Genomic DNA, 24,624 nt, shown 5'->3' on the forward strand with positions numbered 1-24,624 from the left:
CTGGTCAGTACTGTCTCTCGGGTGTCTGGACGCACAGCCCGTCGATGGCGTCGGAGACCCTCACCTGACAGCTCAGTCTGCTGTTGCTCCTGCGCTCCGCCGCGACCGCGTCGAGCATCTCGTCCTCGTCGTCGTCCGGCGCCGGGAGGAGCGCGGTGAACGCCTCATCGACATACACGTGGCATGTCGAGCACATGAGCGATCCTCCGCACTCGCCGACGATCCCGGGCACGCCGCGCGAGACGGCTGTCTGCATCACGCTCGCTCCGTCGGCGGCGTCGATCTCCCGGCTGTGTCCCTCAGCATCGGTGTAGGTGATTCGCGTCATGCGTCTGTTCCCTCCTTGACGTGGTCCCATGTGACGGGCAGTTCGGTGAGACCGCGGAAGCCGAAGCCCGTCCACTGCGCACGCGACGGGTCGACCGGACGCAGCCCTTCGAGCCGCTGATACAGCAACGGCCACGCGAACTGCGCGATCGCGCTGCGGGACGACCAGCTCCCGGCACAGAGATGGATGCCGGCGCCGAAGCCGAGGTGCGGCCGTCTCTCGCGGTGGATGTCGAACACATCCGGTCGATCGAAGTGCTGCGGATCGCGATTCGCCGAGGCGAGGATGGCCATCACCTGGTCGCCGGCGGCCAGATCCACGCCCTCGAGCCGCGTCGGTGCGAACACCTGCCGGGTCAGAGATTGAATCGGCGACAGCCAGCGGACGACCTCTTCGAACACGGCAGGCCAGAGTTCCGGCCTTGCGAGGACGGCGTCACGTTGCTCAGGATGGGTCGCGAGGGCCCAGACGCCGTTCGTCATCGTGTGCTGGGGCTCGTTCACGCCGCCCGCGATCGCCAGCTTGATGTTCGCTCGGATCACATCCTCGGGCAGCGGCACCGGCGAGTTCACCAGTCCCGACAACATGGACGGGTCGGGGGTGCGGCGGACGCGATCGATCGCCTCATCGAGGTGCTCGCCGATCTGCTCGTTGGCCACCCGGTTGCGCTCGCACGCGTCGGGATCGTCCGCGTGGTTCCCCACCGCACCGATGAAGGCCGCGGACCACTCGCTGATCAGCGCCGCGTCGACGTGTGCGAGGCCGACGAGTGCCGCCAGGTTCGCCGCGGCGAAGGGCTCGGCGAAATGGACCGCCAGGTCGGCGCCCGGGCCCGCGTCGATCAGGTGCCGCAGAGCGCGTTCGGCGTTGCGCGCGAAGATCGCTCCCCAGATCTCGTGCATGGCGCGCGGACGCAACGATGGGTTGACTGCGGCGCGCTCGACAGCATGGGCGGGATCGCCCTTCGTGAGCATGTTCGGGCCGATCGAGCGGAGCATCAGGCTCCGCTCGCGAGCCGGGCCGAAGACATCGCCGTCGCTCTCGACGGCACGGCAACCGGCGTAAGTGGTGACGAGGTAGCGACCGAGCGTGGGCACCCAGGCGATCGGCGCCTCTTCCCGCAATCGCGCGAACACACGAATCGGATCGGCAGTCAGGGCTTCGAGCGAGACCCAATCCGCTGTCGGCGCGGACATTGCAACGGGCATGATCTGATCCGTCCTGTCCGATGACGTCGGTGTCAATGTCGGACACTTCATGATGCGCAGAACAACAAGCCGATATAAAGTGGGGAATCCGAAGGATTATCCACTGCAAAACTGGGGAATTACGATGGCCGGCGTCCGCTATTCACTCCGCCAGCTCGAATACGTCGTCTCGGTGTCAGAGATGGGCTCCATCTCGGCAGCCGCACTCGCCCTGCACATGTCGGAGTCGGCGGTCGCGGTCGGCCTGCGTGAGCTGGAGAACGCGCTCGGCGTCCAGCTGTGCATTCGGCGGAAAGCCCGCGGTATCCAGCTCACTCCGGCAGGACGCGAGGTCACGCAGCGCGCGCGGCGCCTGCTGCGCGACGCCGAGGCACTTCAGGTCTCGTCGGACTCCGGTGCGCCCGCCGGAGCCGTGCGGCTGGGATCCCCGAACGGGATCGCGCCGTCCGTCGTGCCTTCCCTCCTCGCCGCCGCGCAGATCGCGCTTCCCCAGGTGCGCCTGGACATCGTCCTCGGCGATCAACAGGAGCTCACGACGCGGCTGTCCAGTGCCGACATCGACCTCGCCCTCCTGCCCACCGTCCGCCTCGATCTCGAGCTGGCGACGCGCGATCTCTTCGACGCGCCGGTCCACGCGCTGGTCAGCTCTGACCACCCACTCGCAGACGCGGAGGCGGTCTCACTGCGGCAGCTGCGCGACGAGCCGTTCATCATGCTCGACACGAGCCCAGCCGTCGAGCATGCACTCGAGTTGCTGACTGCCGCGGGCATCGTCCCGGACATCCGTCATCGGACGACGAACCTGGAGCTGGTGCGCGCGTTCGTCGGCCGCGGCTGGGGCTACAGTCTGCTGACGGTCCGCCCGGTCGTCGATAGAACATATGAGGGCAGGCGTGTCGTCGCGCTGCCTCTGGAGGAGGCCCCCGATCGTGATGCGATCGTCATCGCCTGGCGCCGCGAGATCACGCCGACCCCCGCGGCCGAAGCGATCGCCGATCTCGCCGTCAGGCTCTGGCAGAACAACCCGTCGCCGCTCGGGATCCGTGTGTGACGAGGAGCGGAACGGCTCGCCGCTGGGAGCGAATCGCGGGGGATTCAATCCTCGGGCAGGACGACGCGATCCCAGGTGACGGGAAGCGCCGGCAGGGACCGGAAGACCCAGCCCGTGGGCGCGACGACATGCGGATCGATCGCACGCAGGCCCGGCAGAGCCGCGTAGAGGTGCGGCCAGGCGACGCCGGCGACAGCAGCCTTGGCGACATTCGACCCGGCACAGACGTGCGGCCCGCTGCCGAAGCTCATGATCCCCTTCCGCTCGCGATCGATGTCGAACTCCGTCGGGCGGTCGTACTGCTCTGGGTCGCGATTCGCCGCGAGAAGGAAGGTCACCAGCGTGGTGTCTCCCGGAATCCACACACCGTCGAGGTCGTATCCCTCCGTGCGGGATCTCTTGCCGATCATCGAGATCGGCGGAAAGAGACGGGCGACTTCGTCGAAGGCACGAGCAAAGGTCGCAGCATCCGCATCGGCCGCGTCGACGGCGTACTTCGTGAACGCCCACACGCCGTTGACCACCATGTGCTGGGGTTCGTTCACGCCGCCCGAAATGGCCAGCTTGACGTTGGCCCGGATCGCCTCGACGGGCAGCTGGTCGTCGGCGCGCAGCATGGCCGAGAGCATCGACTCATCGGGATGGTCGCGCACGTACGGGATGGCTCCGTCGATGATCGCGTCGAGCTCGACGTTGGCCGCATCCGACGTCACCCACACGGCAGCGTCATCGAAGATGTTCGCGGATCCCGCCGTCATCGCGTGCGACCAGCGGACGACGTCTTCGTGCGTCAGATTGGGCAGGCCGACGATCGCGGCGAGGTTGTCCGCCGCGAAAGGCCGCGCGAACACCCTGTCGAGATTGGCGCCCGGGCCTGCCTCGACGAGTTCGCGGAGTCGCTTCTGCGCGTTTCTCGAGAAGACCTTGTTCCACCCGCGCTCCACGGCACTCGGTCGCAGGCTCGGCATGATCTGCTTGCGCTGTCGCACATGCTGTTCGCCCTCGCGTCGCATCAGGCTGGGACCGACGGCGCGATCCGTCGTGCCCCCGTCCGAGTTCACGACCGTATGCTTCGCCGGGTCGTTCATCATCTCCTGGATCCCGTGGTAGCTGCTGATCAGGAGACCGCCGATGAATGGCACGAAGGCGATCGGCGACTCGCGCAGAAGCCGTTCGGCGGCGCTCTCCGGATCCGCGACGAGATGGTCCATCGTGACCCAATCCGCCATGGGGGCGGGCACGGACGATTCGATATTCGTTGACATGAAGAGGCTCGTTCCTGTCGTCGGGCCCCGTTGCCCGAGCATCTGCAGCGTTCTTCCCGGTTCATCGGCGAAGCCGGGAGTGCTATCTGACTATTATCTGTCTGATAGCACTCCCGGCCCAAGCGGAAAATATCGAGGAACCTCCACTGTTCCCCTGGGATAGCCTGCTCGAGGAGATCAGATCTCGCCTTCCTTAAAGCGCTCGTGGAGCCTGCGGCTCCCGAGGACGGCGATGAACCCGACCGCGCTGAGCACGGTCACCAGCAGCGTGAGGAGCGCCGTGGAGCCGTCACCCGCGGCGACGAACCCCGTGGCCACGAGCGGGGCGAACCCGGAGGCGATCGTCGTGGTCACCTGATACGAGATCGAGACGCCCGTGTAGCGATTGCGGATCGGGAACATCTCGTTCATGTACGCCGCGAGCGGGGCCTGGATGCTCGCATGGGCGAGAGGGTTGGCGAGGATGAACGCGAGCAGCACGAGCAGGATGCTCGAGGTGCCGAGCAGCGCGAACACGGCCCAGATCGCGACGGCCATGATCGCGTAGCCGATCATCAGCGAACGGCGGCGGCCGATCCGGTCCGACAGAGCGGCCCAGCCGAGCACGGTCAGCACGTTGACGAGATTCGCGAGGGTGAGCATCCACAGCACCTCGGCCTGCGGGTTGCCGGCTCCGACGGCGTATCCCACGGCGAATGACGCGATCAGCGGTTGCACGAAGAACGGCGTCACGGCCGCGAGCATCACGAACAGCACGCTGCGCCAGTTGCTGCGCAGCGTCTCGAACAACGGCACCCGCCGCTCCAGTTCGACCCCGCGCGCCTCGCGTGCGGCGAGGAACTGCGGCGACTCGCTGACAGTCGAGCGCAGCACCAGGCCGATCACGATGAGCACCGCCGAGATCAGGAACGCCAGGCGCCATCCCCAGCTGTAGAGCTGCTCGCCCGGCAGCAGCGAGACGAGGCTCAGCACGAGGGTCGCCAGCAGGCTCCCGCTCGGCCCGCCGCTCGCGACCACGCTCGCTGCGAGACCTCGCCGGCGCGCGGAGGAGTGCTCCATGGCCATGAGGCTCGCCCCCGCCCATTCGCCGCCGACGGCGATGCCCTGGATGATCCTGAAGACGATGAGGATGATGGGCGCGGCGCCCCCGATCGTCGCGGCGTCAGGGATGAGGCCGATCCCCATGGATGCCAGTCCCATCACGAACAGCGTGATGATCAGCATCCGCTTGCGCCCGAGCTTGTCGCCGAAATGGCCGAAGAGGATCGCCCCGGCGGGCCGGGCGAGGTATCCCGCCGCGAGCGTGAGATACGAGAGGACGATGCCGGCGGCCCCGTCGACTCCTGAGAAGAACACCGTCGGGAAGATCAGCGTCGAGGCGGTGAGGTAGAGCGCGAAGTCGTAGAACTCGACTGTCGTGCCCACATAGCTGCCGATGGCGGCCTTGGTCGCCTGGCGCTTCGCGGTGCGGGTGTCATCCGCGGCGGGCGCGGTCGATGCGGGTTCGGTCATCTTCATCTCCGTCGATGTCGATTGATGTGGTGGGTGAGCGGTACGTCGTCACACGCGGTCGCGCAGCTCGCCGCCGTCACGGTACGCGGCCGGCCAGATGCCATGCCGGCCGGGCGAGAGGATGCCCTTCGGATCCACGGCGTCCTTGATCTTCTCCACGAACCGGCGGTACGCGTGGTCGTTGAACGAGTACTGGTCGGCCGCGAGGTCCATGATGTCGAGGTGCGCGCGATACTCGCCGTAGCCGAGCTTGCCGATCTCGACGATGAGGTGCTTCGCGAGGTCGAACGCGTTCTTCACCGCGGCGGCGTCGGTCTTGTCATATTGCATGCCGGCCACCACGACCGCGGAGCGCTCGCCCGTGACCATGATGCCGCCGGAGAAGTTCAGCCCGAACGCGAGGATGTGCTTGCGCATCTCGTTGATCACGTACCGGACCTCGGTGCCCTGCAGGGGCACGACCGGCGAGAACCCGATGTGGGCGACGTGCGCCGGCGTGTTCTCGATGGCCTTCTGCGTCGGGATGCCGATCATGATCCCGTCTCCGGAGTACCGGAGCTGGTCGTACTCGTCGGGCGCGAAGGTGCGCGGCGCCTCGACCTTGCCCGTCGGGATCTTCGCCCACGCCTCGCGGATGCGCCGGAGCTTGAGCTCGACCATCTCGGCGTCGCCCCAGACCGCGGCGCGCGCCGCCCAGGCGCCGACGCCGGTGCGCTCGGCGATCGCGCGCACGTCCGCCGCGGTGACCTGCGTGCGCGCGTCGAGTACGGCGTCGTCGCGGAGCATGACCGCGGCACGGAGCGTCGGGTAGAGCGTCGGCACGCCCTCGAGGTAGCCGGCGAGCTTGAGCTCCCGGATCGTGTCGATCGCCTGCTCGAGATCCTCGTCCTCGCCGATCGAGAGCATCGTCGGCGCGAAAGCCTCCGGCAGCCGCTTCAGCCACACGCCCATCCGCGTCACGATGCCGAGGTTCGACTGCACGAACAGCGGGTCGAGCGACGGGCCGAGGCTGCGCTTGTAGAGGTGCCACGCCTTGTTGCCCGGCTGCGCGCCGGCGCCGGTGCGCAGCAGATCACCATCGGGGAGGACGACCTCGAACCCGGTCGGGAACATGTAGTCCTGGCCGTAGAACTGGTACGTGATGCCCGAATCCATCGAGTTGCCGATCACGGAGCCCCAGCCGAGGTCGGGGGTCGGCGTCATCAGCTGGTACCCGGAGGTCTTCACCGCGTCGTAGAGATCGAACCAGCGGACGCCGGGCTCGACGACCGCGTAGGCCAGCTCGTCGTTGATCTCGAGGACGCGATTCATCTTCTGGAAGCCGATCTGGATCGACCCCCGCACGCGCGGCGATGCACCGCCGTAGCCGTAGTTGCGCCCCTGGCCGTGCGGCCAGACCGGGATCTCGTACCGGTTCGCGATGCGCATGATCTCCTGGATCTGCTCCGTGGAGACCGGCTGCACGACCGCGGCCGCCGCGTAGGTCTCGTCGCCGGGAATCCAGTAGGCGTCCTTGAACTCGTCGACCTTCTGGCGTTCGACGTAGACGAAGTCCTCGCCGACGACCGCGGCAAGCTCTCGGTGCAGTCCGTCGGAAATGGTCGGCAGCTCTGCGACGGTCTCGCTCACAGTTCTCTCCTTCGTTGGGGTGTGCCCGACGACGCCGTCGGGTGGGGGCTTCAGTCGAGCGGCTGCGGGGCCTCGGCGACGGGAGGGTACGCCTCGAACGCGCGCCGGATACCGTCGTGGCGCGTCTCGACGCGGTGCAGCAGCCCCGGGTGGGTGATGGCGTAGAAGTCGTCGTTGCGGATCGCGCGGGCCACGACCCTGCCCACCTGGCCCGGTGTGAGCCAGACGGCCCCGGCGGTTTTGCCGGGGTTCGCCGCGAAATCGACGTCGGTGAGCGCCTGGGCGGTGCCGGCGGGGCGGTTGCGGAGGCTCCGCGCGATGTCGGTGTGAACGCTCCCGGGCGTGAGGAGGGTGACGCCGATGTCCGGTGCGTCCTCGGCGAGCTCCGCCGCGAGCACCTCGGTCAGCGCCGCGACGCCGGCCTTCGAGGCCGCGTAGGCGCCCAGCCCCGGCATCGGAGCGAACGCCGACATGGAAGCGGTGTTGACGATGTGGCCGCCGGCCGGGTTCGCGCGCAGAAGCGGGAGGAAAGCGTGCACGCCGTGGATCACTCCGAGGAGATTGACGTCGAGGATCCACCGCCAGTCATCCAGCGTAAGGTCGGCGATCCGGCCCTGCGGCCCGACGCCCGCGTTGTTCACGACGATGTCGACCCCGCCGTGCACGCGCACGACGTGGCCGGCGAGCGCCGCGACGCTCGCGGCGTCGGACACGTCCACCCGCACCCCTTCCACGCCGAGTTCACGGGCGGCCCGGTCCAGGGCTTCCTGCTCGATGTCGGCGATCACGACGGTGGCGCCCTCGTCGCGCAGCGTCTCGGCGATCCCGCGGCCGATACCCGCTGCCCCGCCCGTGACGACCGCGATCGCTCCCGAGATCTGCGTCATCGCCCATTCCTTCCGGTGATCCTCATCGATTCACATGCCAGTCTGCCATAGATCTGTCTGACAGGAAGATACGAGATACCTTTGCAGCTCACCGGTCACCGACATGCAAGCAGGTGCGTGCCGTGACGGCACGCACCTGCTTGGCTGTTCAGCGAGGCGAGTCAGACCCTCGTGTCGTAGAACCCCTTGACCACGTGGGCACCTGGTTTGCCGAACATGCAGTAGTCGCGGTTCTCGAGCGCCTTCTCGCGGGGGTACAGCTGGGCTGGCCAGTCCCAGAGCACGAAGCCGTCGACCCAGTCGCGGAAACCTGCCTCGGCGAACATCTCGGCGAGGTAGTCGGCCTGCTCCTGCGCGTCGGCGCCGCCGCCGAAGGTCCAGTCGTTCGGGCGCGTCGCCGATCCCTCGCGGCTCGGGCAGCCGCACTCGATGAAGAGGAACGGCTTGCTGTGCTCGCGCACGACCTTCTCGATGCGGTCGAGCTGCCCCGGCCACGCGCCGCTCGGGTAGTAGCCGCTGGCTGAGATCACGTCGACCGCGTCCCACCAGGTGATCTGGTCCTCCTGGTACTTGTCGCAGTTGTAGGTGATGGGGCCGGAGTACACCTCGCGCACCCGCCGCACGAGCTCGCGCCATTCGGCCTCGCGGCGATCCGCACGCACCATCTCGCAGCCGATCACGAACAGCTCGACCGCCTCCTCCTCGGCGATCCGCGCGTGATGCAGGATGAACTCGGTGTAGCTCGTCCACCAATCGGCCCAGCCGGGTTCGCCGGGCACGTCGAACTCGAAGAAACCGATGAACGCACGCCACGTGCCGTCGGCGCAGTTCACGACCGGCTTGAGCATTACGCGCTGACCGCGATCGCGCGCGGCGCGGATCGCCCAGCGCACCTCGTCGTCGGTAACGGTCGGCTCGTCGCGCCAGTGGATCTCGGTCGATGACGGCTTGTCCTGCAGCGCCGCGTAGGTGACACAGTTCCAGCGCGCGCCCACGTCGGCGAGCGCGTCGAGCGACGCCTCAGCCGCGGGCGTCGCCCACGTGCCGCGGATGCCGGTCCACCCCCAGGTCATGCCCGTGACGAAGCCGAGGCGCTCGCGCACCCGTTCCGTATTCCAGTCGCCGCTCATGCGCGCTCCTCCGCCAGTTCCGATTCCGTGATGGTCAGGCTCGCCGCCCCCGCGACGAGGTCGTTGCCCGTGCGCACGACCCCGCGTTCTGCGAGCGCGTCCGCGGCGATCTGCTCGGACGATGCGACCACGAAGATCGCGGTCTCCCCCGGCAGGAGATGCACCAGAGCATCGTCGACGACGGCATCGGGCGCGAGGGTATCGACGAGCAGCGCCAGATCGCGCACGAGCGTGCGTGCCGTCACTTCGACCCGCAGCCCCTCGCCCGTGGTCGCGGCGAGCACGTCGAACCGGGCGGGCTCGAGACGCGCATCGCGAAGGTCGGCGAAGAACCACCAGCCGGTCCCCTCTTCGGTTCGGGCGCGCACGAGCTCGCTCGCTGGATCGCCAGGTGTTGCGATCGAGTCCGGCAGCCCGACTGTGGCGGCTACACGCGGCGCGACGTCGATCGTCACGGTCTCGGTCGCGAGCACCGCCCCCTCGGCATCGACCCGTTCGAGCACCAGCTCGCCGCTCCACGCCGTCTCGGTCTCGTTGCTCAGGATCGCCGCGAGCGCGTCGCCGCGGGGCTGGATCGTGACGAGGCGGTCGGCGAACGCGTGCCGCATCGCGTAGAGGAGCGGCTTCTCGCGGCCGTCGCCGTCGACTGCGGCCCACGACACCACCGGCCAGTCGTCGTTCAGCTGCCATACGATCGCCCCCGCGTTGAGCGGGGCGAGCGAACGGAAGTGCTCGAGCGCCGTGCCGATCGCGCGCGCCTGGTTCAGCTGCATCGCCCACACCCAGTCGCGCATGTCACGCGGCACGGGCGTATGCGCCACGAGCCCACCGGTCAGCTTCACATCGCCGTCAATGGCCTTCTGGTGCACCTGCAACCCGGGAGACACCGGAGACAGCGGGTTGTCGTGCACGCTGCGCGTGAGCGTCGCCCAGGTCGGCGGTCCCTGCCAGCCGAACTCCGCCACGAACCGCGGCCGGTACTCACGGTAGTCCGGCCAGTCGCGCCGGTTCCAGAGATCCCAGATGTGCACGCTGCCGTGCGCCGGGTCGTTCGGGCGGCTCACGCCGCCGGGTGTGAAGGGGCTGCCCGGCGTGTACGCGACGTGCGGGGCGAGCTCGGCGACGAGCGCGGGGAACAGCTCGTGGTAGTAGAACCCGCCCCAGGTCGCCCCGTCGAGCCGCGCGGGCCACCCCCACTCCTCGAAGCCCTCGAGGTTCTCGTTGTTGCCGTTGAGCACGATCAACGAAGGATGGGTTGCGAGCCGCGTCACGGCCTCGCGCGCCTCGGCTTCGATCTCGGAGCGCAGCGGATCCTCTTCGGCGTACGCGGCGCACGCGAGCAGGAAGTCCTGCCAGGTGAGCATGCCGCGCTCGTCGCAGAGGTCGTAGAAGTCCTCGCTCTCGTAGAGCCCGCCGCCCCAGACGCGCAGCAGGTTCACGTTCGCGGTCTCCGCCTGATGGATGCGCCGTTCGTACCGCGCCCGGTCGACCCGATGCGGGAACGCGTCGTCGGGGATCCAGTTGGCGCCCCGCACGTAGACGAGCCGGTCGTTCACGAGCACGCGCAGGGGGGTGCCGTCGGCATCCGGCGTCGTGTCGATGCGCACCTCGCGGAATCCGATCTGGAGCTGTCGCGCATCCCGCACCCCGGCGGAGTCCTCGACGGACACGTCGAGCGTGTAGCGGTGCGGATCTCCGAAGCCGCGGGGCCACCATCGCTGCACCTCCGGCACCCGCACGGTCACCACCGCCGCGTCCGCGCCGGCGGTGACCGGGACGATCTGCTCGACGCCGCCGACGAGAGCGATGACGCGCACGGGCTCGTTGGCGGTGCGCTCGAGCTCGACATGCACGTCGACCACGCCGTCGCCGCCGTCGATCCGCGGCACGGGCCGCACCGCCGCCAGCCGCGCGCCCGACCATGACTCGAGGCGCACAGGACGCCAGATGCCCGACGTCGCGGTATCGATGCCCCAGTCCCAACCGAACGACGACGCCATCTTGCGCAGCGCGTTGTACGGGTGATGGTTGACGTGCGGGCGCGGACCGAGCTCGAGCGCCGCACGATCGGCCGCGGGGACGGGCGCCGAGAACTCCACGCGCAGCTCGTTCGAGCCGTCGCCCAGCTGGGCGCGCACCGGCACGCGGTACGACCGGTGCTGATTTCGCACCGACAGGATCGGCTTGCCGTTCAGCGACACGGTCGCGACCGTGTCGAGTCCGTCGAAGACGAGATCCACGCGCTCGGCTCCATCGTCGTGCCACTCGAAGTCGAGGGCGTACGCGAAGTCCGTCGCCCCGATCCACGCCTGGAGCCGCTCGTTGTCGTCGAGGAACGGGTCGTCGATGAGTCCGGCGGCGAGCAGGTCGGTGGTCGCACTGCCCGGGACGGTCGCGGGGATCGCGCCAGCGGCGCGCACGGCCGCGGGGACGTTCCGCCCCTCGCCTGCCCGCAGGCTCCAGCCGTCGTGGAGCGGTCGGATGTGCACGGTCATTTGGTGGCTCCTGCGGTGATGCCGCTGTAGATGTAGCGCTGCAGCAGCACGAAGATGACGAGCGTCGGCAGGATGACGATCATCGTGCCCGCTCCGATCACCTCCCACTGCGCCCCGAAGGGTCCCGTGAACCGGAACAGCGATGTCGAGATGACGCCGAGCTTCGCCGACGGCATGTACAGGTAGGGCAGATAGAACTCGTTGTAGATCGCGATGCCCTTGATGATGCAGACCGTCACGATCGCCGGCGACAGAAGGGGAAGGATCAGCCGCCAGTAGATCGTCCACCGATTCGCGCCGTCGATCATCGCGGCCTCGTCGATGCTCTTCGGGATCGACTGCATGAACTGCATGAAGATGTAGATCGCGATGATGTCCGTCCCCATGAAGAGCACGATCGCGGCTCCGTGGCTGTTGAACAGGCCGAGGGCGTTGATGATCTGGAAGGTCGCGACCTGGGTGGTGACTCCCGGCACCAGCGAGGCGATCAGGAACAGCCCGACCACGAGCGCCTTCAGACGGAACTGGAACCGGTCGATCGCATACGCCGCCATCGTGCCGATGACGATGGTGCCGACGAGGGACACGGCGAGGATGATCGTGGTGTTCGCGAAGCCCAGCAGCATGTTGCCGCGCGTGAACGCGGTGACGAAGTTCTCGAAGTTGAACCAGTTGCTCGGCGGGGCGAGCGGGCCCGTCGTAGCGTACTCCTCACGCGACTTGAACGACGCGAACAGCACGACGACGAGCGGCACGACCGCCACGAGCGCGGCGAGCACGAGTGAGACGTACTTGACGGTCTGCGCCATCGTGCGGCGCGTGGTGATGAGAGCGATGCCGGTCATGTGAGGCTGACCTCCTCGTCGGGCACGATCTTCCGTTGGATCCAGGTGACGATCAGCACGATGAGCAGCAACACGACCGCCATCGCCGAGGCGAGCCCGACCCGGCGGAACTCGAACGCCATCTGCACGGTCTGGATCACGAACGTGGCACTGCCGTTGGCGCCGCCGGTCATGATGAACGGAATCTCGAACACGGCCAGCGCGCCCGAGATGGCGAGGATGAACGACAGGCTGATGATGCGCTTGATACCGGGCGCGATGATGTACCGGAACTGGTGCCATCGGTTCGCGCCGTCGAGTTCGGCTGCCTCGTAGAGCTCCCCTGGGATCGACTGGATCGCGCCGAGGAACAGCACGAAGTTCAATCCCATGTACCGCCAGACGCTCGTGGCGGCGAGGGCCCAGTTGACGCTCTCACGATCGCCGAGCCAATGGTGATCCTCGTTGGGGGCGCCGACCGCGGCAAGGATGCTGTCGAGCGTGCCGTCGGGCTGGAAGAGGTACAGGAAGACGAACCCGATCGCTACGCCGTTGATCAGGTAGGGGAAGAACAGCACGCCCTTGAAGAAGTTCCGGAAGCGCGTCTTGAAGCTGAGGATGGTCGCGAAGTACAGCGCGAGCAGCATCTGGATGACCGAGCCGGCCAGGTAGTAGAGGCTGACGAAGAAGACCTGGAACAGCTGCGGCCGGGTGAAGATCTCGAGGTAGTTCTCAAGGCCGACCCAGTCCTTCTGCGGGTCGAGGCCGTCCCACGAGGTCAGGCTGTACCAGATCATGTTCGCGACAGGGACGTACGTGAACACCACGAGCAGTCCCACCGGCACGAGCAGGTACAACCACGGCGTGTACCAGCGCGTGCCGCGGGCATTCCCGGGGCCACGCGTCCTCCTGCGTGCCTGTGGCGGCAGGATCAGCGTGCGTGTGGCGCCAGTGTCGGGCGGCGGGTCGCCCGCCGGCGCTCCCCAAGGGGCTTCTGTCGAGTGCGTCACTCATCGGTCCTCTCTACGACGTGCGGGGCGCGCGTGGGAGGGACGCCGCGGCGATGCGGCGGCGTCCCTCCGCGGCACGTCAGCCGGCGTCGACCTTGGCGCGGGCGTCGGCCCAGCGCTGGTTGAGCTCGGCGAAGTACGACTCCTTGGTGCCGTCGGCGGCACCGCGTGCGATGTCGACGAGCTCCTGGCGGTAGACCGCGCCGTACAGGTCGATCTCGGACGCGCTCACGATGTCGTTCTCCAGGCTCTCGGCGCCCGCAGGCGCCGGCGTCAGCTCGACGTACTCGACGCCGGCGGCATCGAAGTCGCCGAGCACCTCGGGCGTCGGCCCGTCGACCAGCGGCGACAGCCCTCCCTGATCGAAGGCGTACCCTGATTCCTCGGCGAACCACTCGATCCAAGCCCGCGCCGCGGCCTTGTTCTCGCTGTGCACGTTGATCGCGTTCTTGTAGTCGCCGCCGACCTGCGCGTAGAAGGTGCCGTCCACCTGATACGGGAACGGCATGTAGCCGATCACGTCGCGGGACGAACCGGCCGCCTCGGCGGCATCCTGCATCTGGGTGATCGCCCACGAGCCGAGCAGCATCGTGCCGACCTGTCCACTGCCGAGCAGATTCTTGGACTGCTCCCAGTTGGTGGTGAGCGGGTCGCGCTCGCTCAGCCCGTTCGCGACGATGTCGAACAGCAGGCCGTCCGAGATGCCGTGCCACTCGTCGTCCGCCCACGGGGTGTCGCTGTACGCGATGTGCTCGTTCGCATAGTCGGGATCGCCCATCGCGCCGCGGTTGCCGTCCCACTGGCTCAGCGGCCAGCCATCCGCGTAGTTCGTGTAGTACGGGATCGCGTCGGTCTTGTCGGCGATTGCCTGCAGATCGGCGAGGAACTCGTCGGGCGTGGTCGGCAGCTCGGTGACCCCCGCGTCCGCCCAGACGTCCTTGTTGTACACGAGGCCCTGCGTGTTGCCCGTGATCGAGATGCCGTAGGCCTGGCCCTCATACGCCTCCTCCGAGAGGAAGCGGTAGGTCGAGCTGAGCTCGTCGACCGTGCCCAGCGGCTCGAAGAAGTGCGGCAGCTGGGCCTGATTGACGCTGTTGGGGATGAGCAGCACGTCGCCGTAGTCGTCGGTGTTCATGCGGACGGCGATCTCGCCCTCGTAGTCGGTGATCGCCTCGAACTCGACCGTGACCTCGGGGTACTCCTCCTCGAACTGCGCCTTGTAGTCCTGGAACACCGTGTCGACGATGTCGGTGCGCTGTGTGATGACGGTGATCGTCCCCGCGATCTCATCGTCTCCTCCGCTGGGCGTGCCTCCGCCCGCGCAGCCGCTGAGCACGAGTGCTCCGGCGCCGAGCGCCGCGCCTGCGATGAGGACTCTCCTGGTGGCCATGGTGGGTATCTCCTGTCTCCGTTGACATTCCCGACTCGGCGATTGCGTCGAGCCCACTTAAGCGCTTAAGTTGGCATGAGCGTATGGACACGAAGGCGTGCCTGTCAAGAGGGGACCACGCGCCGGCATCCGAGAGGAGTCCGCGATGGACCAGGAGATCATCCGTCTCGCCGACGACGGCGTGGCCGTGCTGCTGCAGGTGCCCGCCGATGGCCTACCCCGCGTGCTGCACTGGGGAGCCGATCCGGGCGACCTCTCCCCTGATGAGCTCGCCGCAACCGCGGCCGCTCTGAGCAGGCAGACCGCGCCAGGCACGCTCGACGCCGCGTGGCAGCTCAGCCTGCTGCCTGACGAGAGCGACGGCTGGACCGGCCGGCCGGGCTTCGAGCTGACGCGAGGGCGAGGGCCCCTGCACCCGCGCTGGCGTGTGATCGCCGCTGACATCGGCCCCGCGCACGCCGTGATCGACGCCGTGGCCGACGGCGTAGAGCTGTGCACCGAGATCCGCCTCGTGCACGGCATCGTGACCGTGTCCCATGAGATCGGCAACACCGCGGATGCCGCCTTGGACGTGCACTGGTTGGAGGCCACACTGCCCGTGCCGAAGCGGGCATCTCACGCCACGACGTTCTCGGGGCGGTGGACTCGTGAGAAGATCCCGCTCACGACGCCCGTGCCGCGCGGATCCGTCGCGCGACAGAGCCGGCGGGGCCGGCCCGGGCACGACAACCCGACGCTCGGGATCCTGTCGGAGGGCGTGCCGCGCAACCGGTCGGGCGAGGTGTGGGCCGTGCACGTCGCGTGGAGCGGCGACACGACCTACCGCACCGACCGCGTGACGGACGCGGTGCAGCTGCTGGGCGCGGGTGAGCTGCTGCGCCCAGCGGAGATGCGGCTCGCGAAGGGAGAGCGCTATCGCACACCCGACACGCTGTTCGCCCACTCGGATGCGGGTCTCGACGGTCTGAGCGCGCGATTCCATACGTGGCTCCGCGCGCGTCCGCACCATCCCCGCTCCCCCCGCCCGCTCGTGCTGAACACCTGGGAGGCCGTCTACTTCGATCATGACGGCGATCGCCTGCGGCGGCTCGCGGATCGCGCCGCGCAGGTGGGCGTGGAGCGCTTCGTACTCGACGACGGCTGGTTCCAAGGCCGCCGCGACGACACCACGAGCCTGGGTGACTGGGAGCCCGACCATGCGATCTGGCCCGACGGCCTACGCGGCCTCGCAGGCTGCGTGCACGATCTCGGCATGCAGTTCGGGCTGTGGTTCGAGCCCGAGATGGTGAGCCTCGACTCCGACTTGGCCCGCGCCCATCCCGACTGGCTGCTGCACGATCCCGCGCACCTCGCGGCGGATCGAGGCCTGTCGTGGCGCACGCAGTATGTCCTCGACCTGGCGAACTCTGCCGCCTACGCCCACGTGCGCGACCAGATGAGCGCGCTGATCGCCGACCTCGGCATCGAGTTCATCAAGTGGGACCACAACCGCGACCTCGTCGAGTCCGTGCACGACGGGCGCCCCGGCACGCACGAGCAGACGCTCGCCGCGTACCGGCTCATGGACGAGCTGCGCACGACCCACCCCGGGCTCGAGATCGAGTCCTGCTCGAGCGGCGGCGCCCGCACCGACCTCGGCGTGCTCGCCCATACCGATCGGGTCTGGGCGAGCGACTCGAACGACCCGGTAGAGCGCCAAGACATCCAGCGCTGGACGCAGCTGATGCTGCCGCCCGAGCTGGTCGGCTGCCACGTCGGCCCCACCGAATCGCACAGCTCGGGACGCACGACCGATCTGTCCTTCCGCCTCACCACGAGCCTCATGGGACACGCGGGCTTCGAGTGGGATCTGCTGTCGCTCGACGACGCCGAGTTCGCCGCGATCGCAGGCTTCACCGCGCTCTATCGCGAACTGCGGACGCTGATCCACAGCGGCACCGCGGTGCATCCCGACCTCGACGATCCGGCATGGCGCGTGACCGGCGCGGTCGCGCCGGACCGCCGGGAAGCGGTGTTCACGGTGGCGACGATAGCGGCGCTCGAAGACGCCCGATCCGCGCCGATCCTCCTGCCGGGGCTCGATCCCGACGTCCGGTATCGCCTGCGCGTGCGCGAGGAGATCGGAGCGCCGAAGCACGGCTGGATCACCCCGGAATGGCTCACATCCGGCGAGGTCGTCCTGCCAGGCGCGGTGCTCGGCACCATCGGTCTTCAGTTTCCCGCTCTCTGGCCCTCTCAGGCCGTGGTGCTGCATCTGACGGCGGTCGGACCGGATACGGGCATGGCCTAAAGTCGTGGTCATGCTCGAGCCAGACGGATCGACGCCGCGCCGTGCGACGATCAGCGACATCGCGCAGCGAGCGGGCGTGTCGACCTCGGCCGTCTCGTACGCCCTCAACGACAAGCCCGGCGTGTCGCCCCGCACGCGCGAGCACATCCTCGCGATCGCCTCCGAGCTCGAGTTCGCGCCGGCGGCGGCCGCCCGCATGCTGTCGCAGGGGCGCACCGACACGGTGGGCCTCATCCTGCGCCGCGACCCGCGATTCCTCGCCAACGAGTCGTTCTTCATGGAGCTGATCGCGGGCCTCGAGATCGGGCTCGCCGAACAGCGGCGCGGTCTGCTGCTGCAGCTCGCCCCCGATCGTGCGGCCGAGAGCTCCATGTACCGGCAGTGGAAGGCCGCGCAGCGCGTGGACGCGGTGCTGCTCGTCGACTTCGAGCGCGACGATCCCCGCGTGGAGCTGGTGCGCCGCATTGGACTGCCCGCCGTCGCGATCGGCGATCCCTCCCTCACCGGCGGGCTGACGACCGCGTGGACAGACGATGCCACCGGCATCCGCAACGCCGTGCGCCATCTGCATGGACTCGGGCATCGCTCGGTCGCCCGTGTCGCCGGTGGGCCGCACTTCGCGCATGTGCACATCCGCGACGAGGCCTTCGCCGCCGAATGCGCCAGGCTCGAGCTGCGGCATCGCATCGTGCACGGCGACTTCGGCGTCACGCTGGCCGAACGCCACACGCACGAGCTGCTCGACGACGCCGAGAGCGGCTACACGGCGATCGTCTACGACTCTGGCCTCACCGCGGTCACGGGGCTGAAGACCGCACGCGCCCGGGGTGTTCACGTACCACTCGATCTGAGCATCATCGGATGGGACGACTCGCTGCTGACCACCGTGACGGATCCGCCCATCTCGGTCATGAGCTACGACGTCGTCGAGTACGGCGACGCGGCCGCACGCCTGCTGCACGGTCTTCTCGGCGGTACCCTCCCGGCCGCACATCTCGCCGGCACCCCCACGCTGCACGAGCGCGGCACGACCGGCCCCGTCCGCTCCGCCTGAGTTCGCGGTCCCGGTGCCGGCCGCAGCGCCCGCAGCTTAAGCGCTTCAGCCATAATCTGAAGCATGACGCATCACGAGCTCCAGCCGTTTTCGGTCGACCGCCCGATGGGCGGCCTCGTGCGCGCGCTGCGACCGTCTCGCTGGCGTCTGGCCCTAGCGGTGGTCGCCTACGTCGTCAAGGACTCGCCGGTGTGGGTGATCCCCGTCGTGACCGCCGCCGTGCTCGACGCCGTCGTCGACGGCGGCCCGATCTCGGAGATCGCGCTGTACGGGGCGATCGCCGGCGGACTGGTGCTCGTCAACTACCCCGCCAACCTGCTCTGGGTGCGCCTGTACAGCAGCACCGTGCGAGATCTCGGTGTGCGCATCCGCAACGCGCTCGCCCATCGCCTGCAGGAGCTCACGATCGGGTATCACAGCCGCGCGAACTCATCGATCATCCAGACGAAGGTCGTGCGCGACGTCGAGAACGTCGAGCTCATGATGCTGCAGGGCGCTCCCCCGCTGCTCAGTGCGACGAGCACGCTCACATCGGCCGTCATCGTGCTCTCGCTGCAGCTGCCGATCGCGCTCGTCGTGTTCCTGCCGGTCGTGGTCCTGTGCGCGCTGCTGGTGCGCTGGCTGCGCTCGCACACCGAGAGCCGCAACGAGACGTTCCGGCGCGATGTCGAGCAGTTCTCGTCGCGCGTCGGCGAGATGGCCTCGCTGTTGCCGATCACTCGGGCGCACGGGCTCGAGCCGACCGCGACCTCCCGGCTCGTGCGTGGTGCCGAGCAGGTGCGCGACTCGGGCCTGAACCTCGACATCATGAATGGGCGCTTCAACTCGATCGCCTGGGTGTCGCTGCAGCTGCTGTCGATCGCCGCCCTCGTCGCGTCGGCGATCGTCGCGGTGAGCGGCCTGTCGCTCGTGAGCCCCGGCCAGGTGGTACTGCTCAGCACCTACTTCATCGTCGTCACGAACGCGGTCGTCGGGTTGCTCAGCCTCGCTCCGATCATCACGCGCGGCCGCGAGTCACTGCGCTCGATCGCGGAGGTGCTCGAGGAGCCGGATGTCGAGCGCAACGCGGGCAAGATCGCACCCGCAGTCGTGCGCGGCGCGTTCCGGTTCGAGGGCGTCTCGCTCACATATCCCGAGGGCGATGCGGCGGTGAACGATCTCGACCTGGACATCCCCGAAGGCACCTCGGTCGCGTTCGTCGGCCCGTCTGGCGCCGGCAAGTCGACCGTGCTCAACCTGGTGCTCGGATTCGCCCGCCCCACCGCCGGCCGGATCCTGCTCGACGGCGTCGACACGGCCGCACTGGACCTGCGGGCGGTACGCCGCCACGTGAGCGTGGTGCCGCAGGACTCCGTGCTGTTCACGGGGTCGATCCGGGACAACGTCACCTACGGCATGGAGGACGTGCCCGACGACATCGTGCGCGCGGCACTCGCCGACGCGAACATCCTCGACGCGGTTGAATCGCTGCCGGACGGCTGGAACACCGTCGTCGGCGAACGCGGCGCTCGGCTCAGCGGCGGGCAGCGCCAGCGGCTATCGATCGCGCGGGCCCTCATCCGCGACCCGCGCATCCTGCTGCTCGACGAGGCCACCAGCGCGCTCGACGCCGAATCAGAGCGGCTCGTGCGTCAGGCGCTCGATCGACTGATGCAGGGTCGCACCACGCTCGTCGTGGCACACCGGCTCTCGACCATTCGATCGGCGGACCTCATCGTCGTACTCGAGCGCGGACGGCTCGTGGAACGCGGCACGCACGACGAGCTGGTCGCACTGCGCGGGCGCTACGCCCGCATGCACGCCGCGCAGGCGGGATGAGGGCCGCTCCCTACCGCAGCTCCGCGTGAACGTGGGCGTCGCGACGGCGCTGGAGCCCCTGGCGTCACGCGGGCGCGTAGTCGAACGCCGCGATCGTGACCTGCCCACGCGGTGGTGCACCGTGGCTCGTCGCGAACACCCCGAACCACACGCCGAGGAAACCGCCGGTTGCGACCGCGTCCAACTCACGGGCGTCGACGGCGGCCACCACGGCGTCGGCGTGCACCAGCTCGTACCGGTACCCGCGCGCGCGCACGCCGATCCGGCCAGGCTCGGAAGCCAGAGCCTCGTCATGCAGCACGCGGTCCTCACCGCCGTGCCGGTGCGTCGCACGCAGCGTCAGGCCCGCGCTCGTGCGGGCGAACGCGAGTGTCACGTGATCCTTCTCCGACTGACGGATCGCGAATCCCGCGCTCTCGCCGTCGGCGAGCGCGGCGAGATCCAGATCGGCGAACGCGTCGACGTCGGCGTGCTGCTGTCGCAGGCCGCGGAACGCCACAACCGTCGCGTCCGCGAGGGTCTCCGCGCGCGCGGGCAGCGTCCACGTGCCGCCGTCATCCTCGGACACCTCGGAGGGCAGTGCTCGCAGGGCCGTCCACCGCGCATCGTCCGGCCGCACGGTGCCCGGCACGCGGTCATCCGGCTGCCACGCGGCGGCGGGTGCGGGAGTCACAGACCAGGGCAGCTCGACCTCGCGGGGCACCCGCCCCTCGCCCGGGGCGAAGACCGGCCAGCCGTCCTCCCACGACACGGGACAGAGGAATGTCTCGCGACCGAGCGGATAGTGATGACCGTCGGCCGCGCGCATCGCGAGCAGCACGGCCCACCACGATCCATCAGCCGCCTGCACGATGTCGGCATGCCCCGCGCCGATCACGTCCGTGGCGCGCCCGAGGTGCCGGTGCGTGAGCACGGGGTTGGCGCGGTTGCCCTCGTACGGCCCGGCGATCTCGTCGGCGCGGGCGACGCTGACCGCGTGGTGGTACTCGGTGCCGCCCTCGGCCGCGACGAGGTACCAGCGCCCGTCGATCTGGTACAGATGCGGTCCCTCGGCCCACACCGCGCTGCGTACGGCACCGCGCCAGATCACGTGCTCGGGACCGACGAACGCCCGTTCGACGGGCGAGTACTCGCGCACCCACACCTCGGTCTGGTGGAAGTACTCGGGCTCGCGTGCGAGCCGGGTGCCGTGCATCCACACCCGCCCGTCGTCGTCGAACGCGACCGACGGATCGATGCCGTCGACGTCGAGCCAGATCGGATCGCTCCAGGGACCGGCCGGATCAGTCGCCGTGACGAGGAAGTTGCCGCCGCGCGTGTCGTCGTTCTGATCGACGATCGTGCACACAACCCAGAACAGCCCGTCGTGGTGCCGGATGGTCGGCGCATACAGTCCACCGGAAGACGCGATGCCCTCGTAGTCGAGCATTCCCGTGCGGTCGATCACGTGACCGATCGTCTGCCACCGCACGAGGTCGCGGGAGCGCATGACCGGCAGCCCCGGCAGGTACTCGAACGTCGAGGTGACGAGGTAGTACCACTCCCCGACCCGGCAGATCGACGGATCCGGATGGCATCCCGGCAGCACCGGGTTCGCGACGGTCGCCATGCCGATCACGCGACCCTGACCGCGACCGTGCGCGGGTCGTCCGGCGTCACCACGTGCACGTCGCCGGTCAGCGTCACGGTCGCCCGGGGGGTCGCGGAACCGGGCAGAGCGCGCCCGCCGCGCGCCTTCTCGTTCGAGATCGCGCCGCCCGTGCTGTCCGAGAGCTCGGCCGCGCGCGCCGACGCCTCGGCGTGCGCGCCGACCCAGACCTGGACGTCGCCCGGCTCGACGATGCGCACGTGATCGCGGCCCGTGAACGACAGGCGCTGCGTGGGCACCTCGAACGTCACGCGGCGCGACTCACCTGCGCCGAGCGCGACGCGCGCGTAGCCGAGCAGTTGCGCGACCGGGCGCGTGACCTGCGCCACCACGTCGCGGCCGTACAGCTGCACGACGTCGACGCCGTCGCGGGCGCCCGTGTTCGCGACCGTGACGGTCGCGGTGATCCGGCCATCCGTCGCGACCGCGTCGGAGACCTCGAGATCGGAGTACGCGAACGTCGTGTACGACAGGCCGAAGCCGAACGGCCGCAGCGGCGTCGAGTCGGTCGACGTGACATCCGACGGCCCGCCCAGGATCGGGTGCAGGTAGCTGTAGGGCGAGGATCCGGATGAGCGAGGCAGGCTCACGGGCAGGCGACCCGACGGCGCGGTCTCGCCCGTGATCACGGACGCGACGGCGGTGCCGCCCTCCTCGCCCGGGAAGAACGCCTGCAGCACGGCGGCCGGGCGTGCGGCGACGTCGCTGTCGAGCGCCCAGGCGACCGCGTACGGGCGGCCGGTGAGCAGCACCATGACGACCGGCGTGCCCGTGGCGACGAGCTGCTCGACCAGCTCGCGCTGGACGCCGGGAAGCTCGAGCGACTCGACGTCGTTGCCCTCGCCGACCGTGCCGCGCCCGAACAGGCCGGCCTGGTCGCCGACGACCACGACGATCCGCGTCGCCGAACACCGCGGCCTGCGCGTGCCCGACGACCTGTCAGTCATCGGCTTCGACGACATCCCTCGAGCGGTCACGAGCACTCCGCCGCTGACAACCGTGCGCCAGCCTCTGCATCGGATGGGCGCGTCGGCCGTCGGCCTGCTGCTCCGAATGCTCGACGGCGGCGCTGACGGCGCGCAGCACCTGCGTATGCCCGTCGAGTTGGTCGTGCGTGAATCTACCAAGCCACTCGCATGACCGGCGCATGCTTCGGCCACCGCGTGAGCGCGGGCAAGGTCACACTTACGGCGTCGGCCCGCGAGGCGCTGCGCAATCACTTGACCCGCGCGTCCTGACGCGAGACGGAGCCGGCGTCCTCTCAACGCCGAGGCTGAGCGGCTCGGCCGTCAGGCGCTCGCCCGACTAGTGCACGGCTACGTCGCGCTCGTCGTGGAGCCCCGGCTCTCGATCATCCGGTCGGTAGACGTCGTCGTGGTGCTCGAGCGATGGTGAGTCGTGAAACGCGGCTGCCTGACGATCTGGTTGCCATAGGCGCGCGGCCCAACCGCGAGTGCGCGCAGCACAGTGGAGATGATGCGGCAGCTGCCTTCTTGAGGCCAAGGCCGACACAAGCTGGGCGCTCTGCCGATTCGTGGAGGCAGACGCGCCGAGGTGGCACGCGGCGCGACAGGACTGGGAGACTCGTAGCGTGAGCGGCGGACGATTGGGAACAGAGCAGCCGGTGCGCGTAACGCGGCGCTGGCCCGTCGTCTCCGCGATTGTGGTCCTCGTGCTGGTGGCCGCGCTCGCGGCGGTGATTGTCTATCGGGAGCACAACAAGCCGTTCGGACTCGAGCTGGAGTGGATGGGGGGAGGTTCTCGAGCACCGCAGCGGATTCTGGACCGCGAGTGCTCTCGTCTTCGACTACCTCGGCGGCGGCTGGTTCGCCGTGTTCGCCGTGCCAACGGGGATAGCGATTGCCCTGCTGTGGTGGCGCCGCCCGTGGGCGGCCCTGTACGTCGTGCTCGCTATCGCCGTGAGCGCGGCGCTCGTGCAGGTCATCAAGCAGCTGATCGGTCGACCCCGGCCGGTGGACATCCTGGTCGTCGCCGACTTCGGCTCCTTTCCTTCCGGGCACTCCGCGAACGCGACAGTGACCGCGGCGGCGCTCGGGATCGTCTTCTGGCGAGTCTGGGTCTGGGCCGCCGGCGCCGTCTACACAGCCGGCATGATGCTCAGCCGCACCTACCTCGGCGCGCACTGGATCTCCGACACAATCGGCGGCTTGCTGTTGGGGGTTGGGGTCGCCGTGATTCTGTGGGCGCCATTCGCGATGCGGCTTCACCTCGAGCGGGAGGCTCCACACTCGCCGCCACGGATCCGCCAAGCCATTCGAAGGAACGACGCATGATCGAGTGGCAGGCGTGGATGTCTGGCGCCATCGCGATCGTGCTCCTGACGGGGATCGCCATCGTCGGACTGCTCGGTTTCCGGATTCCTGCCGCGCTCGAGGTGTTGATCGCTGTCGCGCGCTCCATCGCCCAGCTCGCCCTGCTCAGCATCATCCTCAGCGGCGTGATCGCGGATCTGCGATGGGTGGCGATCGCCTTGCTCGTGATGTTCGCCGTCGCGATCCTCACCGCTGCCCACCGGGCACGAGACTTCTCACCTTCGCTTCTCTGGCTCGGGTTGGCGATGGCCGCCGGCCCGACTGCGACGATGTTGATCGTGTTCCTCACGGGCGCCATCGAATTCTCGCCCCGCTATGCGCTCGCCATCGGCGGCATCGTCATCGGCAGCACCATGACCATCGCCGTTCTCACTCAGCGGATCCTGCAGACCACCATCACCGACCGTTGGGACGAGGTGGAAGGATGGCTCGCGCTCGGCGCCACGCCGCGCCAGTCCACCGCGGTCTACGCACGCGCCGCGGTGCACACCGCGCTGCTGCCCTCGATCGATCAGACTCGTACGACCGGGATCGTGGTGCTCCCCGGAGCATTCGTCGGAGCGGTGTTCGCTGGCGCCTCACCCCTCGAAGCCGGTCGCTTCCAGCTGATCGTGTTGGCTGGCATCCTCGCCGCCGGAGTGATCACGGCCACGCTGCTCGCGTTCGGAGCTCCACAGCGCCGACCCAGCCTCACACCGCGAACGACACACCGTCACCCATAAAAGCGGACGTCCCGCGCCGACGGGCCGTCA

General features: G+C 68.9%; 19 protein-coding genes and 1 pseudogene. 7 read left to right on the top strand and 13 right to left on the bottom strand.

Annotated features, from left to right (window positions below; translation table 11 throughout):
- Positions 1 to 4: 4 nt before the first annotated feature.
- A complete protein-coding gene (locus tag AAD528_RS04550) occupies positions 5 to 328 on the bottom strand; it encodes a 2Fe-2S iron-sulfur cluster-binding protein (RefSeq protein ID WP_345750869.1) in 324 nt (107 codons plus the stop codon).
- Complete coding sequence (locus tag AAD528_RS04555; RefSeq protein ID WP_345750870.1) at positions 325 to 1,536, bottom strand: cytochrome P450; 1,212 nt, start codon at positions 1,534 to 1,536, stop codon at positions 325 to 327. Before AAD528_RS04555 ends, AAD528_RS04550 begins: the two co-directional genes overlap by 4 nt.
- Before the next feature lie 124 nt (positions 1,537 to 1,660).
- On the opposite strand from AAD528_RS04555, the gene AAD528_RS04560 reads away from it, so the two are divergent.
- Entirely contained in the window at positions 1,661 to 2,587 is a 927-nt protein-coding gene (locus tag AAD528_RS04560; RefSeq protein ID WP_345750871.1) for a LysR family transcriptional regulator, read from the top strand.
- A gap of 44 nt (positions 2,588 to 2,631) precedes the next feature.
- Here AAD528_RS04560 and AAD528_RS04565 read toward each other — a convergent pair whose 3' ends face one another.
- The 9 genes from AAD528_RS04565 to AAD528_RS04605 all read right to left on the bottom strand — a co-directional run bounded on the left by AAD528_RS04565 (position 2,632) and on the right by AAD528_RS04605 (position 14,729).
- Positions 2,632 to 3,894, bottom strand: coding sequence for a cytochrome P450 (locus AAD528_RS04565; protein WP_345750872.1), 1,263 nt, complete (start codon positions 3,892 to 3,894; stop codon positions 2,632 to 2,634).
- Between the two features lie 135 nt (positions 3,895 to 4,029).
- On the bottom strand, positions 4,030 to 5,364 hold the full coding sequence (locus AAD528_RS04570; protein ID WP_345750873.1) for an MFS transporter: 1,335 nt from the start codon (positions 5,362 to 5,364) through the stop codon (positions 4,030 to 4,032).
- Between the two features lie 48 nt (positions 5,365 to 5,412).
- Positions 5,413 to 6,993, bottom strand: a complete 1,581-nt coding sequence (locus AAD528_RS04575; protein WP_345750874.1) for an FAD-binding oxidoreductase — start codon at positions 6,991 to 6,993, stop codon at positions 5,413 to 5,415.
- Between the two features lie 50 nt (positions 6,994 to 7,043).
- Complete coding sequence (locus tag AAD528_RS04580) at positions 7,044 to 7,880, bottom strand: SDR family NAD(P)-dependent oxidoreductase (protein WP_345750875.1); 837 nt, start codon at positions 7,878 to 7,880, stop codon at positions 7,044 to 7,046.
- A gap of 161 nt (positions 7,881 to 8,041) precedes the next feature.
- Positions 8,042 to 9,010: a glycoside hydrolase family 113 gene (locus AAD528_RS04585; protein WP_345750876.1), complete on the bottom strand. Its 969-nt coding sequence runs from the start codon at positions 9,008 to 9,010 to the stop codon at positions 8,042 to 8,044.
- Positions 9,007 to 11,505 carry a glycoside hydrolase family 2 protein gene (locus AAD528_RS04590; RefSeq protein ID WP_345750877.1) on the bottom strand — a complete coding sequence of 833 codons (2,499 nt, stop codon included), beginning with the start codon at positions 11,503 to 11,505 and terminating at the stop codon, positions 9,007 to 9,009. Before AAD528_RS04590 ends, AAD528_RS04585 begins: the two co-directional genes overlap by 4 nt.
- Positions 11,502 to 12,350 carry a carbohydrate ABC transporter permease gene (locus tag AAD528_RS04595; protein ID WP_345750878.1) on the bottom strand — a complete coding sequence of 283 codons (849 nt, stop codon included), beginning with the start codon at positions 12,348 to 12,350 and terminating at the stop codon, positions 11,502 to 11,504. Before AAD528_RS04595 ends, AAD528_RS04590 begins: the two co-directional genes overlap by 4 nt.
- The gene (locus AAD528_RS04600) at positions 12,347 to 13,186 is read right to left on the bottom strand and encodes a carbohydrate ABC transporter permease (protein WP_345750879.1); all 840 of its coding nucleotides are present in this window, start codon (positions 13,184 to 13,186) and stop codon (positions 12,347 to 12,349) included. The genes AAD528_RS04595 and AAD528_RS04600 overlap by 4 nt, the downstream gene beginning before the upstream one ends.
- 232 nt (positions 13,187 to 13,418) lie before the next feature.
- Positions 13,419 to 14,729 (bottom strand): ABC transporter substrate-binding protein, encoded by a 1,311-nt coding sequence (locus tag AAD528_RS04605; protein WP_345750880.1) that lies wholly within the window; start codon positions 14,727 to 14,729, stop codon positions 13,419 to 13,421.
- A 145-nt stretch (positions 14,730 to 14,874) separates the two neighbouring features.
- On the opposite strand from AAD528_RS04605, the gene AAD528_RS04610 reads away from it, so the two are divergent.
- From AAD528_RS04610 to AAD528_RS04620, 3 genes are all read left to right on the top strand, one after another.
- A complete protein-coding gene (locus tag AAD528_RS04610; protein ID WP_345750881.1) occupies positions 14,875 to 17,019 on the top strand; it encodes an alpha-galactosidase in 2,145 nt (714 codons plus the stop codon).
- Between the two features lie 10 nt (positions 17,020 to 17,029).
- Entirely contained in the window at positions 17,030 to 18,073 is a 1,044-nt protein-coding gene (locus AAD528_RS04615; RefSeq protein ID WP_345750882.1) for a LacI family DNA-binding transcriptional regulator, read from the top strand.
- A 63-nt stretch (positions 18,074 to 18,136) separates the two neighbouring features.
- Positions 18,137 to 19,891 (top strand): ABC transporter ATP-binding protein, encoded by a 1,755-nt coding sequence (locus AAD528_RS04620; protein WP_345750883.1) that lies wholly within the window; start codon positions 18,137 to 18,139, stop codon positions 19,889 to 19,891.
- Positions 19,892 to 19,955: 64 nt separating this feature from the next.
- Here the strand turns inward: AAD528_RS04620 and AAD528_RS04625 are convergent, their stop codons facing one another.
- Both AAD528_RS04625 and AAD528_RS04630 read right to left on the bottom strand, forming a co-directional pair.
- Positions 19,956 to 21,500, bottom strand: coding sequence for a glycoside hydrolase family 43 protein (locus AAD528_RS04625; protein WP_345750884.1), 1,545 nt, complete (start codon positions 21,498 to 21,500; stop codon positions 19,956 to 19,958).
- A 5-nt stretch (positions 21,501 to 21,505) separates the two neighbouring features.
- Positions 21,506 to 22,432 (bottom strand): annotated as a pseudogene (locus AAD528_RS04630) (glycoside hydrolase family 3 C-terminal domain-containing protein); the annotation flags it as partial.
- Between the two features lie 31 nt (positions 22,433 to 22,463).
- Here AAD528_RS04630 and AAD528_RS04635 point away from each other — a divergent pair.
- The 3 genes from AAD528_RS04635 to AAD528_RS04645 all read left to right on the top strand — a co-directional run bounded on the left by AAD528_RS04635 (position 22,464) and on the right by AAD528_RS04645 (position 24,594).
- Entirely contained in the window at positions 22,464 to 22,679 is a 216-nt protein-coding gene (locus AAD528_RS04635; RefSeq protein WP_345750885.1) for a substrate-binding domain-containing protein, read from the top strand.
- 692 nt (positions 22,680 to 23,371) lie between these two features.
- Complete coding sequence (locus tag AAD528_RS04640) at positions 23,372 to 23,833, top strand: phosphatase PAP2 family protein (RefSeq protein WP_345750886.1); 462 nt, start codon at positions 23,372 to 23,374, stop codon at positions 23,831 to 23,833.
- On the top strand, positions 23,830 to 24,594 hold the full coding sequence (locus AAD528_RS04645; protein ID WP_345750887.1) for an ABC transporter permease: 765 nt from the start codon (positions 23,830 to 23,832) through the stop codon (positions 24,592 to 24,594). Before AAD528_RS04640 ends, AAD528_RS04645 begins: the two co-directional genes overlap by 4 nt.
- Positions 24,595 to 24,624 lie beyond the last annotated feature (30 nt).

Source organism: Microbacterium rhizophilum (genome assembly GCF_039605615.1).
Taxonomy (GTDB): Bacteria; Actinomycetota; Actinomycetes; order Actinomycetales; family Microbacteriaceae; genus Microbacterium; species Microbacterium rhizophilus.

Excerpts from the sequence above, each read along its gene's own strand:
- AAD528_RS04550 (WP_345750869.1), bottom strand. The coding sequence starts at position 328 with ATGACGCGAATCACCTACACCGATGCTGAGGGACACAGCCGGGAGATC.
- AAD528_RS04555 (WP_345750870.1), bottom strand. The coding sequence starts at position 1,536 with ATGCCCGTTGCAATGTCCGCGCCGACAGCGGATTGGGTCTCGCTCGAA.
- AAD528_RS04560 (WP_345750871.1), top strand. The coding sequence starts at position 1,661 with ATGGCCGGCGTCCGCTATTCACTCCGCCAGCTCGAATACGTCGTCTCG.
- AAD528_RS04565 (WP_345750872.1), bottom strand. The coding sequence starts at position 3,894 with ATGCTCGGGCAACGGGGCCCGACGACAGGAACGAGCCTCTTCATGTCA.
- AAD528_RS04570 (WP_345750873.1), bottom strand. The coding sequence starts at position 5,364 with ATGACCGAACCCGCATCGACCGCGCCCGCCGCGGATGACACCCGCACC.
- AAD528_RS04580 (WP_345750875.1), bottom strand. The coding sequence starts at position 7,880 with ATGACGCAGATCTCGGGAGCGATCGCGGTCGTCACGGGCGGGGCAGCG.
- AAD528_RS04585 (WP_345750876.1), bottom strand. The coding sequence starts at position 9,010 with ATGAGCGGCGACTGGAATACGGAACGGGTGCGCGAGCGCCTCGGCTTC.
- AAD528_RS04590 (WP_345750877.1), bottom strand. The coding sequence starts at position 11,505 with ATGACCGTGCACATCCGACCGCTCCACGACGGCTGGAGCCTGCGGGCA.
- AAD528_RS04595 (WP_345750878.1), bottom strand. The coding sequence starts at position 12,350 with ATGACCGGCATCGCTCTCATCACCACGCGCCGCACGATGGCGCAGACC.
- AAD528_RS04605 (WP_345750880.1), bottom strand. The coding sequence starts at position 14,729 with ATGGCCACCAGGAGAGTCCTCATCGCAGGCGCGGCGCTCGGCGCCGGA.
- AAD528_RS04610 (WP_345750881.1), top strand. The coding sequence starts at position 14,875 with ATGGACCAGGAGATCATCCGTCTCGCCGACGACGGCGTGGCCGTGCTG.
- AAD528_RS04615 (WP_345750882.1), top strand. The coding sequence starts at position 17,030 with ATGCTCGAGCCAGACGGATCGACGCCGCGCCGTGCGACGATCAGCGAC.
- AAD528_RS04620 (WP_345750883.1), top strand. The coding sequence starts at position 18,137 with ATGACGCATCACGAGCTCCAGCCGTTTTCGGTCGACCGCCCGATGGGC.
- AAD528_RS04625 (WP_345750884.1), bottom strand. The coding sequence starts at position 21,500 with ATGGCGACCGTCGCGAACCCGGTGCTGCCGGGATGCCATCCGGATCCG.
- AAD528_RS04645 (WP_345750887.1), top strand. The coding sequence starts at position 23,830 with ATGATCGAGTGGCAGGCGTGGATGTCTGGCGCCATCGCGATCGTGCTC.